The following is a 14,036-nucleotide window of genomic DNA, read 5'->3' on the forward strand; positions in this document are numbered from 1 at the left end:
GTGTGAGAAAGGATGTCATTTTTAACGAACCGGCGACCGGGGAACGCAATATTAAACTGACAGTTGCCTATGACGGTACTGCCTATCATGGTTTTCAGCGGCAGGCCAATGCCTGCGGCATTCAGGCCATCCTGGAGGAGCGGCTGGCGATACTCTGCAGCCATCCGGTCAAAATAACCGGTGCCGGACGGACCGACAGCGGTGTGCACGCTTACGGGCAGGTAGTTAATTTCTTTACCGGAACCGGCGGCATTCCGACCGAACGGATTCCGGCCGCTATGCAGGGCCTGCTGCCGCCGGACATTGTGATACGGGAAGCCTGCGAGGTTCCGGCCGAATTTCATGCCCGTTACAGTGCGCAGAGCAAAGTTTATGTTTACCATATTTATTGCCAGCCTGTTGCCAATCCGTTCCTTCGTCAGTATAGCTGGCATATCCGGCAGCCGTTGGATCACAGAGCGATGCATCAAGCCACGCAGTTCATTGTGGGAACCCATGACTTTTCCGCCTTCCAGGCGGCCGGCGGTCCGGAACGCAATCCGGTGCGCACCATTCTGGAAGCGGTCTGCCGACCCAAAGGGGAGCTCATTGAGCTTTCCTTTTGGGGAACCGGTTTTTTATACCACATGGTTCGCAATCTGGTCGGAACCCTGGTGGATGTGGGGGCAGGGAAACGCTCACAGGCGGATTTCGCCCGCATTCTGACAGGCAGGGATCGTAATCAGGCGGGGATTACGGCACCGCCCCAGGGACTTTATCTGAAAGAGGTATATTATTAAATGACAGCAAGGGAGCCTCCTTTGCTGTCATTTCGTAATTCCTCACTTTTTGCAATTAAGAACGAACTGCGGATTTTCGGGAAATTACGCAGTTCGTTTATTTTTATTTACCTGCTATTGTCGTCAAACATGCTATGGTTGCCGACAGGTTATCCTTAAATTACGTTTTCTGTATGCAAAACATTTGGCTTTTTTGTTCATGCTGCTTTGATAAGATAAGAACAGACTGAGGAGAGCAGAAAGATTGGATTCAGTTCAAAAGGTGCAATTCGCACAACAATCCTCCTTATATTCTTATTTGTGAAAGGCAGGTAATACTTATGGCGAATGCTCGCAAGCTAGTCGATTATCTGGGCAACCCATTTCTATGTTCTTGTGGCAGGACTCATTCCACGGCTTTGGAAGGCGTTACGGTTGGCGCCAATGCAATGAATGCTTTGCCGGCATACGTAAAGAAATACGGTTTTCGTAAGCTGTTCATTGCCTGTGATGAAATCACCTATGGCATTGCCGGAGAGAAGGTGATGCAAATTCTGCAGGAGGCCGGAATCAAAGCAAAGGCACATATCTTTACGGGAAAACGGTTTATTCCCGATGAGAAGGCTTTGGGCGAATTGATGATTGATGCCGACCGGGAATGTGATTTGGTCGTTGCCGTTGGTACGGGTTCTATTAATGATATGTGCCGCTTCTTCAGCTATCAGATGGGAGTTCCGTACGCCATTGTTGCCACCGCCGCTCCGATGGATGGCTTTGCTTCTTCCGGTGCTGCGCTGATTATCAATAGCATGAAGGTTACGATTCCGGCGCAGACTCCGCTGTTCATTATCGGTGATACCGATGTTCTCTGCGGGGCACCGCCGCGCATGGTTTCGGCAGGCTTGGGCGATTTATTGGGGAAATTCACCTGCCTCAATGACTGGCGTATTTCCAAACTGGTAAATGGTGAATATTATTGTGATGCGATTGTGAATCTGGTGACCGGGTGCATTAAAAATGTATTGTCAAACGCGGATCAGGTGGCTGGCCGTGACCCACAGGTTATTGGCGATATTATGGAGGGGCTGGTCCTCACTGGTGTAGCCATGAGCTTTATTGGTGACTCCCGGCCGGCGGCAGGCAGTGAGCATCATGTGTGCCACTTCTGGGAAACGCTGGAGCTACAGGAGGGGAAGATTCCGGTGCTCCATGGCACCAAAGTTGCTGTAGGGACCGTTATGATTCTGAAAATGACCGAGTTTCTGCGTGAATCCAGACCGGACTTTGCGACAGCGCGCGCCAACGCGAAGCTGTATGATCAGGCGGCATGGGAAGAGAATATTACCAGGATTTACGGCGCATCTGCCAACTCGATTATCGCACTCGAACATGATGCCAGGAAGAACGAGATAGCCGGCCGACTTGCCCGGATTGATGCGATCGAGGAAAATTGGGATGCCATCGTCAAGACAATGGATGACAATATGCCCAGCGCAGCCCGTATGATTGAAATTCTGAAAGGTCTGGATGCGCCTTATGCTCCGGCACAAATTGGGTTTGATTCCGGGCGTCTTTACAATGCGCTGGTATATGCCAAAGAAACACGGGCCCGGTACACGATGCTGTCCATGATAGCCGATCTGGGACTTGCGGAAGTACTTGCGCAAAAAGTTGTCGATTTTGTAAACAGCTAAGGGATTTTAAAACTGTTAACTCAGCATGGCTTGATGGCCGAAGGTATTGCTGCTGCGAGTAAATCTCGTTAATGGCGTACAATGAAACAACGAGGGCGTTTGCCCTCGTTGTTTATATTTTCAACAAATTGTCAGCGCGGCTAAACATATGCCACATCGTTTGGAATAGTTGAAATTACGGAGCCTCGTTTGGCGGCGGCTCCGTAGTGTCAGGCTGTACCGGGTTTTCCGCGGCCTCACGTTGGAGCGAGGCATCTCTGGCAGCGGTGCGAGCCTTCTCCCGTTCACGGCGTAATTTGTTGCGTTTTAGGCTGTGCAGCAGTTTGGGATTGAGAATGCTATTGCCTGTATCCAGTTGGATATCTTCAAATTCCTCGCCGTTGATTTGGGCAACATAGGCAGAAAAAGCTTCACCCACATCGGGGCTGACAGACATACTGAAGGTGGCTGTGCGGGTAAGAAAGGAGGCGCGATATTGAAGTAGTGTGCTGGTCTCCGCACATTGTTCCAGCTCATTCCTCTGAAGAATGATGGAACGCCGGATACCGGGAAGACCGCAGACTGCCAGGATGCGTTGATCGGTAACGACTACGATGCCGGGATAGTGTCCACGGCTTGTGCGAATATTTGCCTCAACGGCGGCAAGTACTGCTTCGCCGGGCAGGAGTAATGACTCAGCATAGCCGCTGGAAAAACGATTCAGCATACCTACCGGTTTACCCTGCACGGCAAGGATTGCTTGATTCACAGTCATGCGAAAGCCCTCATTTCGTTTTGGAATTTTCAGCGATGGTTTCTTTTAGCAAGCGAACAAAATTATGATAGCTCGGATTGACCATTAGCTGTTCTGCGAAATAACGATTGGCAAACACGGTGGATAAATAATTCCACAGGTGAAACGCCTTGGTATTATTCTTGCCGATACAAATCATGAGTACCAGTTTCACCATATTTTTGTCTTTATCCCATTCAACCGGCTGCGGTAAAGCCGCAACAGCCACAAAGGAATCCGACGAAACGGCGGAGATAGGATGTGGTGCGGCTATGCCGTTGCCGAAAAAGGTGCTGCCAAGCTGCTCGCGTTGTAATACAGCATTCTGCAAATCACCGTCTTCGATATGAAAATGCGCTGTTGCACTCTGGCATAAACGACGTATGATAGCTTCTCGGTTTTCTCCGTGACTGATGAAGAATAGATCCTTATAGAAAATCGAGGCGATATCGTCAATATTTTTAAAGCCGTCTACCGCTAGTTTCAGATTGAGATAATCCTGCTGGTTAGGAAAGGCATTGATGTAAAACGCGAGGCCCATGTCATAATAGGCACCCTTTTCCGTCGTCAGAAAAATGTCATACAGATCCAGTTGCGAATCAGACATTTCGGTTGGCGATATAAAAGCCAGCTCGGCAATATCGTTTGACAGCCAGTTGAGCAAGGTTTGACGCAGTAGAATATTCTCGCTCTGCCGCATGGATGAGATGACCAGAATGCGTTTTGTGCCGTCTTCTTTCTGCTTTTGCACCAGCGCACTATACAGATGGATGGCGATAAAGGCAATCTCTTCATCCGATACACGCTTATGGAAGATTTTTTGCAGGTAGGCCGCAAAATAAATGCCTAAATCAAACCCTTGGGGGAAGGCCTGCCGGATATAATCCACGAGATGATTTTTGAGCTGCATATCATATTTAATTCGTACAATCAGCGGTGCGGTGTGTAGTGCCAGCGCAATGCGCAGTTTCAAATTGTTGGTCAGATCAATATCATGGGCCTTATTAATCTCTTTCAGGGCTTCCAGTACCAGATGATCCACCTCTGTGGAGATTACATCTGTACGGCCAAAGTCCCCTTGCCCCTTCATATAAAGTGCGAAATAGTCAATTTCCGCTTCGGGAATACGGATGAAAAACACCTCGGAAATACGCTGGTAAACCTCAGTGGCAATTTCGCATTCAGGCGCCAGGTTTTCAGTGATTTTAAGGTCTGTAGGCGTGATGAAAAAGCAGGATTGCATACGGTGCAGGGCGACATAGATTTGCACAATCGTGTTATTCAGTGTGGCCTCGGTTACCGGATGCTTGAAGGATACAAAGGTTTCTACCAGGATATTCTTGATTCGATCCATGGTGCTGTTATCGCTGTTCCCGGAAAAAATTTCAGTGGCATTGGTGATCACCAGATTCTGATCCAGAATGCACAACCGCTTGTTCACCTCACTGCCGTCGATCATCACCTTATTGGAACTGCGCAAAAGCTCAAGACCATATTTTTCGAGAATCTCCGCTACATACTTCAAATCGTTGAGTAAGGTCGAGTGTGAAACATATATCTGGTTTTCGAGATCATACAGGGACATCGCGCGGTGCTGTTCTAAAAGCAGTAGCAGAATCTGATTGATTCTGCCGTTTTGGTACATGGATGAGGATGTGAACTGCTTATAGTAGAAATCCTTGAATGCGGGGAATGCTGCATCGTCGGTGATGGTGATGCGGCATCCCTTGCGGGGGGCCGCTTGAAATTCTACACAGGATGCAGCTGTGAGTTCATTTTTTATCTGCTTGATATCATTTTGAATGGTGCGCAAGCTGACCTGCTGCTTTTTGGCAAAGTGAGATGCGGTAACCCAGCTTTCGGCATTTTCACAGAGCTCCAAAATAATTTCAAGTTTTCGCAAATTCAACATAAATGTACCCTACTTTCCTATAACAATGAGCAAACCGAGGCTTCAGGCAAACAATAGTTTCATCAGATTACGCTACATCATAGTTAAGTATTATTATATACAGTAAGTATATCATTAAAAGTGTAATCGTTGGATTTGGTTTTTTGCGCACAATGACGAAAACGCAAAAATCGGAATACAGCAAGAATTGCGAAAAATGATTACAAGTTTCTTTGGGTTTATGGAAGGAAAGTGCGTGATTGTGAGCGATGTAAATTTCGGGATTTAACCGCAATATCTTTGTGCAATTCGTTCAGGCAGCCATGATATGATGATAGCGACATAAGCCATGCTACACGAAATAGCCAAGGAAAGGATGATTCGCTGATGAACAGTCCCAAGTTCCGTGTTGTTTTGGTATCACACGGAGAACAGTCCAAGGGTATGCTGAATACGGTTCAGATGCTGCTTGGGCCGCAGAAGAATATAGCTGCTCATAGCCTATATCCCGAGCAATCGGTGACCAATTTGACCGAAAAACTGCAGGATGAGATCGAACAGCATGGCTCTGAAAATATCATTTTTATGAGCGAGCTCATGCATGGCTCTCCGTTTAACGCAGTTGTGTCGTTGACACGTGAGCATCAGATATTCCACATTACGGGAATCAACCTCGCGATGCTCATGACTGCTTTGATGATGCGTGACGGGGAGAATGTAACGGCACAAGATATCTGTGACGCCGCAATTGCAGCGGCAGAGGGAAGTTTTGCAGATGTTGGGAAAATTTTGGAGGACTCGACAGAAGAAGAGGAGGAGGACTAAGGATGAGAAATGTGGTATTGGCTCGCGTAGACGACCGCCTGATTCATGGCGAAGTGGTGACGGCATGGACGCCGACAATGCGAGGTAATCGCATCATGATTGTGGACGACGAGGTTGTACAGGACACCTTCAATGTGCGGGTGGTTAAGGCACTGGCACCGGTCGGCACCAAGGTGATTGTCTATGGTGTTGAAAAGGCGGCGGAAAAGCTGATGGTTCCCGGTGTGGAGGACGAACGGATCATTATCCTGGCCAAGACCCCGATTACCTTCAACCGGTTGGTCAAGGCAGGTGTTCCGCTGAAGGAGGTGAATCTGGGAGGTGCCGGTATCCGCGGCGAGCGGAAGCCATTCATCAACAACGTTGCGCTCAGTCCGGACGAGGTGGTGGCCTGTGAGGAACTCAAGAACGCTGGCGTACGTGTGTACTATCAACTTGTTCCTGAGCAGAGTGTCGTCGAAATTGACGGTGCGCTCAAAAAAGCTAAGGAAAACTTTGGGTTGTAAGAGTTTGTGAGAAAAAAAAGCAAGAAGGAAGGATGAGGAAGCTATGACTTTAATGACGGCAATTCTGTGCGGCATCCTGTACTGGCTGGCCGAAGCCAATCTGCCCTTTGTGGGTTTATGGACATTGCAAAGGCCGTTGGTTTGCGGATTCCTAACCGGTTGGATCCTTGGCGATCCGGTTACCGGTGCTGTCGTTGGCGGCACAATCAATCTGGTGTATTTGGGCTTTATTTCCGCCGGTGGTTCGATGCCTGCAGATATGGCACTGGCCGGTGTTCTGGGTACTGCGTATGCAATCACCGGTCATCTCGATGCAAACACGGCACTGGCGATTGCGGTTCCGCTGGGACTATTGGGTACGATTGTATGGTATTTGCGTATGACCATTGACTCTGTTTTCGTTCACTTGGGTGACCGGTGGGTTGCGGAGGGGAAGTTTAATCGACTATACCTGTCAAATGTCATCCTCCCGCAGATCTTCTCCGCTGTAATATGTGTTATTCCCTGTACACTTGCGGCATACTTCGGTGCAAATTATATTCAGTCCTTCATTGAAATGTGTGCAGGAAAGCCGCTGCAAATCTTCCAGATTATCGGCGGGTTGATGCCTGCACTTGGTATTGCGATTACTCTGCAGTATATCTTCAAAGGTGAGGCGCGCATCTTCCTGTTCCTGGGCTTTATGATTGCTACAGTTTCCGGGCTGACCTTGATTGAGCAGGGTATCCTTGGACTGTTGGGGGCGATCCTCTATATTCAGGTAACTGGTAATATGACTCCGGCGGCGGCATCGGCTGGTGGTGCATCCTCCAAGAACTATGATCCGGACTACGATCCGGACGATGATTGAAGAGAGGTGGGACAGCATGGTTAACAACGAACAGAAGCTAATTCCAAAAAACGCTCTGATCCGAGCCGCCCTGATTTGGGAAACTTGGGTTCAAACCTGCTATAATTATGAACGTATGATGGGTATGGCGTGTGCCCATACATTCCTCCCGGTTGTGAAATATCTGTATCCGAATAATAAAGAAAAGCAGATTGATCTGATGACGCGCCAAATGGAGTTTTTTAACGTCCATCCTGAGTTTGGCTCTTGTATTCTCGGCCTGGCCATTTCACTGGAAGAGGAAAAGGCGATGGGCAAGGATATTCCAAATGAGTTCATCACCAATATAAAAACCTCCTTGATGGGTCCGTTGGCGGGCATAGGCGATACCATCTATCAGGGCGTTCTGATTCCGATATTACTGGCATTGTGTATTGATATTACCCGTTCCGGGGACGGAAATATATGGGGCGCAGTGATTTACGCAGTGGTGATGTTCGCCATTACGTACATTATCTCCGTAGGAAACTTCATGTTTGGCTATCATGCGGGCAGTGATGCCATCATGGATTTCCTCGAGCGCGGCATACTGAATAAGCTGCTCAAGGGTGCTTCGATCATGGGCTGCATGGTTATGGGCGGACTGATCGTAAACTATGTTAAGGTGACCTGCGGTCTGACTGTCGTCACTTCAGGGGCGGAGTTCTCGTTGCAGAAAAGCCTGTTCGACGCGATCTTGCCCCATATTCTGCCGCTGGCCGCTACGATGGGTGTATATGGTTTGCTGCAAAAGAAATGGACCTCGGTCCGAATCATTCTGCTGATGGTTGTAATCGGCGTTGTCGGTGGTTTCTTTAATATATTTGTATAAATAAGCACTTGTGGGGCATCCTGAGGGGAGTTTCATCTTTGAGCGGCTTTCGATGGCGAAAGCCGCTCAAAGACTTGTTGCACTGGGAAGCCTTAACAGGTTTTCCTGTCGGAATCGTATTAAGTTTCCAATTTATAAAAAAGATAGAGCATTCCTGATAAAAAATGCAAATTATCCCTCGATAATCCTTGACTTTACCAGTCAGATTGATTAAAATGTTTTTATGAGATTTATGCCATGTATTCCATTAGCCCCGGAATTCAGGTTCAGAATCTAACCAACCCGTAACTTTTGCAACAAGGAGGGATACTATGAAAACAACATTTATGGCAAACGCAGCCAACGTAGAACGTAAATGGTATGTTGTAGATGCTGAAGGCAAGACTGTAGGTAGATTAGCCGCTGAAGTAGCCAAAATTCTTCGCGGAAAACATAAACCGACTTTTACTCCGCATGTTGATACAGGAGATCATGTCATCATAGTAAACGCAGCTAAGGTAGCGTTTACTGGTAAAAAATTGATCCAAAAAACATATTTCCGTCATTCCGGTTATCCAGGAGGTACTACCTTCACTACTGCCGGAAAAATGCTGGCTGAGAAGCCGGAAAGAGTTCTGGAAATCGCTATTAAAGGCATGCTGCCGAAAAATAGCCTGGGACGTCAAATGTACCGCAAATTGAACGTGTACAAAGGTGCTGATCATCCGCATGCCGCTCAGCAACCGGAAGTACTGGAACTTGATATTAGATAATACCGGAAAGGAGGAACATGAGTATGGCATTAGTTAGCTACTACGGCACAGGCCGCAGAAAAACTTCGGTTGCCAGAGTTCGTCTGGTTCCGGGAGAAGGCAATGTAATTATCAACGGCCGTCCGCTTGTTGAATATTTTGGTTTAAAAACTCTTGAACTGATTGTAAAACAGCCATTAAATCTTACCGAAACGATTGGTAAGTATGATGTATTGGCTAAGGTAGAGGGTGGCGGTCCTTCCGGACAGGCAGGCGCCATTCGCCACGGCATTTCCCGTGCTTTACTTAGAGTGGATCTCGAGTACCGCCCGTCTTTGAAACAGGCCGGCTTCCTGACTCGTGACCCCCGTGAAAAAGAACGCCGCAAATACGGTCTTAAGAAAGCCCGTAAAGCATCGCAGTTCTCGAAACGTTAATTTATTCAAAGCAGGACCCGCATCAACTCTGGTTGGTGCGGGTCTTTTTCTATTTACCGAATAAGTTAAGCTATTATTTTTCAACAATTTGACTGCATAAAGAATACTTAATAAAGTACCAATTGACATTTCCCCAAAAGTGCAGTATAGTAAGCGAGAAAAATAACAGATTTGGAACAGGTGCAATTGCGCTTAATAGAGAAGCCGGTACAAGCCGGCACGGTCCCGCCACTGTAAGGGGAGTCGCTCACAAGATGCCACTGGATATATTTCTGGGAAGGTGTGAGCCGATGAGGAACCTGAGTCAGGAGAACTGCCTGTTCAACAATCGCCGCTATGACCTGCGAGAGATGGGGAGGGGGATTTGGTTTGCTTGCGGTTTTTGCATGAGCCTTTTTCTTTGCATATGTGTGCGGAAAAGGCTCTTTTTTATTTTCAATTCAGGAGGAAAAACTATGCGTTATTGGTATAAAATTCACCGCTGGATTGGTTTCATTTGCCTGCTGTTCTTTCTATTGCTTTGCCTTACGGGGCTGCCGTTATTATTTAAGACGGAAATCCATGACTTTAATCTTTTGGATAAAGAAAATATGCATCCCGCCTCAGATTACAGGCAAATTTGGAGGGAAGTAGACGCTGGGGAAAGATTAGTGAAGGAAGGCTATTCCGGCAAGTCGATACGAAGTATTTCGGTCCAGCCCGATGAGGGAAGAATACTATTTCGGGTTCAGGACAAGGACAGCAACAAGCCGGTCGCTGCCCGGTTAAGCATGGGTGGCGAGCAGCTTGCCTATTATCCGTCAGACCATACCCTGCAGCCCTGGCACCAGGAGAAAATAAAATACCCCTGGCTGGCCGAATTCATGCATGAGATGCATCGTCTGCATATGTATCTTGGCATGGGCAAGGGCGGGATGGTGTTTTTAGGTTTCATGTGCTTTTTGAGCCTGGTCTCGGTTGTGTCCGGCTGCGTGCTTTACGGGCCGTTTATGAAACGAAGCCCCTTTGCCCTGATTGGCAACCGCAGTTGGCGGGAGCGGTGGTTTAGCTGGCACAAGTTTTTGGGCATTGTAACGGCTGTTTGGGCAATTATTTTATGTTTTAGCGGCGTTGTTATTGTTGTTTTTTCACTCAGCTACGGTTTGTATATTCAGGATTCAAAGACGGCGGCCCAGGACTATTGGCAGTCAGCTCCGGCGGCGGGAAAACATCTTTCCCTGGCTGAAGCCAAATCTTTTGTAATGGAAACCTTTCCTGACGATGTGATCCTTTCGCTTGATTTACCGGATAGAAGGCAGTCGCCGCCGGCTTATGTTTTCTACATTACACCGGCGACAGAGAATCCGCTGGATTTTTTGGGGCAGCTTGTTTTTATCCCGGACAAAAAAGGTATGGAGCCGCAATATTTCACAAAACCTTTACCGGATTATTTGTTTTTTGCCGGCTATATGTTGAAACTGCACATCCACAATCACGAACTGCTTATTTTAAAGATTCTATGGGCCCTTCTGGATATAGCGCTCATTTTTGTTATTCTATCCGGTCTGCTGGGGTGGCTCAGGAAAGGTGAAAAAATAGAACGCTCTTCTGTTGCCACGCCATCGCTCAACCGGCCGACGGCAGCAACCTGGAAATGGCCGGGTATTTTGGCCGGCTTAAGTCTGCTGGGCTTGTTTCTTCCCTTATACGGAACAGTGGGGGAATTTGCCGGCACCCTTGCCTGGCTGGCTGTAGCCTTGCTAAGCATTTTTTTGTGGCGGGAAAGAAATTCCCAAGTAACACATAGTTGATACTTATTGTAAACTTTTCAATCAGATTTATATAGGTAAACAGAAAAAAGCTGGGAACAGTGATATTACACTGATTCCAGCTTTAAGAATAATACCGGCATCATTTTTCTATTTTGCCAGAACAATGGGTTGCAGTTTGGCTTCCTGGGCTGTATCCGGCCCGAGGTAATTGTGTTTGACCATGGCGTTTAAGACAATGGCCTGCCTTTTCTTGGCTGCCGCGAAATTGACGTATGGCGAATTAAGCGAGGGGGCATTTGGCAAGCCGGCCAGCATGCTGCATTCGGCCAGATTCAGTTCAGCCGGCTTTTTACCGAAATACTCCTGGCTGGCCTGACCGATACCGTAATTGCCTGAACCGAAGTAAATGGTGTTCAGATACATTTCCAGAATTTCATCCTTTGAGTAGCGAAGCTCCAGATCTAATGACAGGAGCGCTTCCTCCAGCTTGCGACCCATAGTCTGCTCGTGGGAAAGAAAGAGATTCTTCACCAATTGCTGGGTGATGGTGCTACCCCCTTCAGCAATGGCACCGGCCTGCATATTAACCAGCGTGGCCCGCAGAATTCCCTCCACATCAAGTCCTACATGCTGGTAAAACCGGTTGTCCTCCACGGCAATGATGGCTTGCTGCATGGTAAGGGGAATCTGATTGAGCGGGACATAGCCCGTTGTATCCAGTTTATCGCGGACGGCGCTTTTCAATGCCGCCAGCCGGTATAGTCTGCGCCATAGTCCCGGTGCGTCGGCTGTCATGGCGGCATCCTTCATTTGTGATACCTGCTGTGATACCTGTTCGGAGACCAATCCTTTTGTTGACGGCAGGACGGAAACCACGCTGGCGCCGCCGGCCCACCAGAAGGAGGCCAGGAACAGAATCAGAAGAAATAGTAAAAATCGACCTTTGCGCATATATCCTCCTACTTCTTAAAGATAGGTTTCTGTTATTATTTTACTCCACCAGGGCCTTTTTGACCATATGTGGCTAAACTACGCATAGCCCGACGCCCCGGTGAGTATGATGATAGGGAGAACTGGCGGGTTATTGGGGATGGAGGATGAGCATGTGGATTTTGTCCTTAAAGCGGAAAAACTGGCAGCCGTTTTTGCTGTTTGGTGCGGCTGTGTTGGTGCTTAATTATTTGGCTATCCGTTTTTTAGCGGCCGATTCGCTGGAAAATGTCAGCCTGGAAAGTTTGCGGGGAAGGCAGATCGCCATAGATCCGGGGCATGGCGGTATTGATACCGGCGCCAGCGGTTATGGCGTGATCGAAAAGGAAGTTACCCTGGCCATTGCCGGGAAGGTGGCAGCCCTGCTGGAAAAGAACGGAGCTACAGTGTTTATGAGCCGGCAGGAGGATATTGACTACTATACCCGTGGTAAGGGCGGTAAACGGAATGATCTTCTGACCCGGATTGAGCTAATTGAAAAGGCGAAGCCCGAGCTGTTTGTCAGTATCCATTGCAATGCGATCAAAGGGCCTGAGCAGTCCGGGGCTCAGGTATTTTACAGCCCTAAATTCGAAGCCAATAAGCAAATTGCCGAGACCATGCAGCAGGCGCTAAAGAATTTTCCTCCCGGCAACCGCCGCCAGGCTAAGCAGGATATGCACATTCTTATTCTCAACGCGATTAAGGTACCTGGCGTGCTGGTGGAAACAGGTTATCTGACCAATAAAAAAGAAGCGGCTTTGTTAGCCGATCCCGTTTATCAGGACCAACTGGCCGAGCATATTGTTAAAGCCTTGGCGTATCATTTCAGCCGGAATGCGGGACAATAAGCATGAGTTGTTGTGATATTCGGGAGGAAGCGATTCTAATGAATAATTTAGTGGCCTGTGCATTAATGCCCCATCCACCGGTTATGATACCGGAAATCGGCAGAGACGACATACACAATCTGGCGGCTACTGTTAAGGCAGCCGAACAGGTGGCGCAGCGGATAAAGGAAAATAACACGCAGACCGTGGTTATTTTAAGCCCCCACGGACCGGCCCTGGACGATACGATCTGTGTCAGTATTCACCCGCGCCTCAAGGGCAATTTGGCTGACTTTGGGGCAGCGGAGGTTATGCTGGCCTTTGAAACCGACGGTCTTTTGACAAGACATATCTTAAAAAAAGCCGCAAGGCTGGGGGTGAACGTCATGGAACTAACCGACGATCAGGCCAAGACACACCAGCTTTCCCTGGCTCTTGACTATGGCTCGCTGATTCCCCTCTACTATCTGCACAAGGGCGGTTTCAAGGGACAGCTAGTCCATTTGTCGGCCGGCACGCTGCCCTATGAGGAACTGTATACCTTTGGAAAAGCAGTGCAGGCGGCCATTAAGGCCGTGGGCAAAAAGGTGGCGGTTATCGCGTCCGGTGAGTTGTCCCACCGTCTGTCGGACCAGTCACCCCAGGGATATAGCCCGCAGGGAGCCGAGTTTGACAAACAGGTTTTGGCGGCAGTGGCCAGCTTAAACAGTAAGGCTGTGCTGACAATGGACAAGGAGCTGGTGGCGGAAGCCGGAGAATGCGCGCTGCCTCCTTTAGCGTTCCTGATGGGCGTGGTTGGCGGCCTGGACATGAAGGCCGATGTGCTGGCCTATGAGGGACCTTTTGGTGTCGGTTACGGAACGGTATTAATCCAGCCATTGGACAAAATGAATTAATCATAATAAAAGAAAAGACCTGCTGACCGGACGTGTGCGGACAAGCAGGTGCTTTTTGTTATAAGGGTATACCGCTGGGCGGGTTAGGGCAGGTTTTCAAACTATCCGAAACACTCGCTGAAGGAGTTTTTTTGCGACATGGATCATTCCGTTAGTTTGAAAACACGCTCTAGGTAAGCACTGATTAATTCACACTGCGCGTCCTGACGGAGCTTTTTCCGCCTGGCTGCGTCAGCAAACCTTGAAATAGGGGCCGCTATTCCTGCGGTTTTACTT

General features: G+C 48.4%; 14 protein-coding genes and 1 riboswitch. Of the genes, 11 read left to right on the plus strand and 3 right to left on the minus strand.

Annotated elements, in window-relative coordinates; all coding sequences use genetic code 11:
• The first annotated feature begins 2 nt into the window (after nucleotides 1–2).
• Entirely contained in the window at nucleotides 3–779 is a 777-nt protein-coding gene (truA, locus tag F3H20_RS16970; protein WP_223191818.1) for a tRNA pseudouridine(38-40) synthase TruA, read from the plus strand.
• Nucleotides 780–1,099: 320 nt separating this feature from the next.
• Entirely contained in the window at nucleotides 1,100–2,452 is a 1,353-nt protein-coding gene (locus F3H20_RS16975; protein ID WP_149736052.1) for a sn-glycerol-1-phosphate dehydrogenase, read from the plus strand.
• Between the two features lie 175 nt (nucleotides 2,453–2,627).
• On the opposite strand, the gene F3H20_RS16980 is transcribed toward F3H20_RS16975, so the two are convergent.
• Nucleotides 2,628–3,206, minus strand: coding sequence for a hypothetical protein (locus F3H20_RS16980; RefSeq protein ID WP_149736053.1), 579 nt, complete (start codon nucleotides 3,204–3,206; stop codon nucleotides 2,628–2,630).
• A gap of 10 nt (nucleotides 3,207–3,216) precedes the next feature.
• Nucleotides 3,217–5,136: a BglG family transcription antiterminator gene (locus tag F3H20_RS16985; RefSeq protein ID WP_149736054.1), complete on the minus strand. Its 1,920-nt coding sequence runs from the start codon at nucleotides 5,134–5,136 to the stop codon at nucleotides 3,217–3,219.
• Between the two features lie 366 nt (nucleotides 5,137–5,502).
• On the opposite strand from F3H20_RS16985, the gene F3H20_RS16990 reads away from it, so the two are divergent.
• The 7 genes from F3H20_RS16990 to F3H20_RS17020 all read left to right on the plus strand — a co-directional run bounded on the left by F3H20_RS16990 (nucleotide 5,503) and on the right by F3H20_RS17020 (nucleotide 11,104).
• Nucleotides 5,503–5,940, plus strand: a complete 438-nt coding sequence (locus F3H20_RS16990) for a PTS sugar transporter subunit IIA (protein ID WP_149736055.1) — start codon at nucleotides 5,503–5,505, stop codon at nucleotides 5,938–5,940.
• 2 nt (nucleotides 5,941–5,942) lie between these two features.
• Nucleotides 5,943–6,446 carry a PTS system mannose/fructose/N-acetylgalactosamine-transporter subunit IIB gene (locus F3H20_RS16995; protein WP_149736056.1) on the plus strand — a complete coding sequence of 168 codons (504 nt, stop codon included), beginning with the start codon at nucleotides 5,943–5,945 and terminating at the stop codon, nucleotides 6,444–6,446.
• A gap of 43 nt (nucleotides 6,447–6,489) precedes the next feature.
• Nucleotides 6,490–7,296: a PTS mannose/fructose/sorbose/N-acetylgalactosamine transporter subunit IIC gene (locus F3H20_RS17000; protein ID WP_149736057.1), complete on the plus strand. Its 807-nt coding sequence runs from the start codon at nucleotides 6,490–6,492 to the stop codon at nucleotides 7,294–7,296.
• 16 nt (nucleotides 7,297–7,312) lie between these two features.
• Nucleotides 7,313–8,146 carry a PTS system mannose/fructose/sorbose family transporter subunit IID gene (locus tag F3H20_RS17005; protein WP_149736058.1) on the plus strand — a complete coding sequence of 278 codons (834 nt, stop codon included), beginning with the start codon at nucleotides 7,313–7,315 and terminating at the stop codon, nucleotides 8,144–8,146.
• A 311-nt stretch (nucleotides 8,147–8,457) separates the two neighbouring features.
• Nucleotides 8,458–8,898 (plus strand): 50S ribosomal protein L13, encoded by a 441-nt coding sequence (rplM, locus tag F3H20_RS17010; protein ID WP_149736059.1) that lies wholly within the window; start codon nucleotides 8,458–8,460, stop codon nucleotides 8,896–8,898.
• A 23-nt stretch (nucleotides 8,899–8,921) separates the two neighbouring features.
• Complete coding sequence (rpsI, locus tag F3H20_RS17015; protein WP_091748029.1) at nucleotides 8,922–9,314, plus strand: 30S ribosomal protein S9; 393 nt, start codon at nucleotides 8,922–8,924, stop codon at nucleotides 9,312–9,314.
• A 161-nt stretch (nucleotides 9,315–9,475) separates the two neighbouring features.
• Nucleotides 9,476–9,649: riboswitch (cobalamin riboswitch) on the plus strand.
• Between the two features lie 120 nt (nucleotides 9,650–9,769).
• Nucleotides 9,770–11,104 (plus strand): PepSY-associated TM helix domain-containing protein, encoded by a 1,335-nt coding sequence (locus F3H20_RS17020; protein WP_188128387.1) that lies wholly within the window; start codon nucleotides 9,770–9,772, stop codon nucleotides 11,102–11,104.
• Between the two features lie 108 nt (nucleotides 11,105–11,212).
• Here the strand turns inward: F3H20_RS17020 and F3H20_RS17025 are convergent, their stop codons facing one another.
• Nucleotides 11,213–12,016 (minus strand): transglycosylase domain-containing protein, encoded by an 804-nt coding sequence (locus F3H20_RS17025; protein WP_149736061.1) that lies wholly within the window; start codon nucleotides 12,014–12,016, stop codon nucleotides 11,213–11,215.
• Nucleotides 12,017–12,168: 152 nt separating this feature from the next.
• On the opposite strand from F3H20_RS17025, the gene F3H20_RS17030 reads away from it, so the two are divergent.
• Together F3H20_RS17030 and F3H20_RS17035 are read left to right on the plus strand one after the other, a co-directional pair.
• Nucleotides 12,169–12,885 (plus strand): N-acetylmuramoyl-L-alanine amidase, encoded by a 717-nt coding sequence (locus F3H20_RS17030; RefSeq protein WP_223191819.1) that lies wholly within the window; start codon nucleotides 12,169–12,171, stop codon nucleotides 12,883–12,885.
• A 38-nt stretch (nucleotides 12,886–12,923) separates the two neighbouring features.
• Nucleotides 12,924–13,760, plus strand: coding sequence for a class III extradiol dioxygenase subunit B-like domain-containing protein (locus tag F3H20_RS17035; RefSeq protein ID WP_149736063.1), 837 nt, complete (start codon nucleotides 12,924–12,926; stop codon nucleotides 13,758–13,760).
• The last annotated feature ends 276 nt before the right edge of the window (nucleotides 13,761–14,036 follow it).

This window comes from Propionispora hippei DSM 15287 (assembly GCF_900141835.1).
Taxonomy (GTDB): Bacteria; Bacillota; Negativicutes; order Propionisporales; family Propionisporaceae; genus Propionispora; species Propionispora hippei.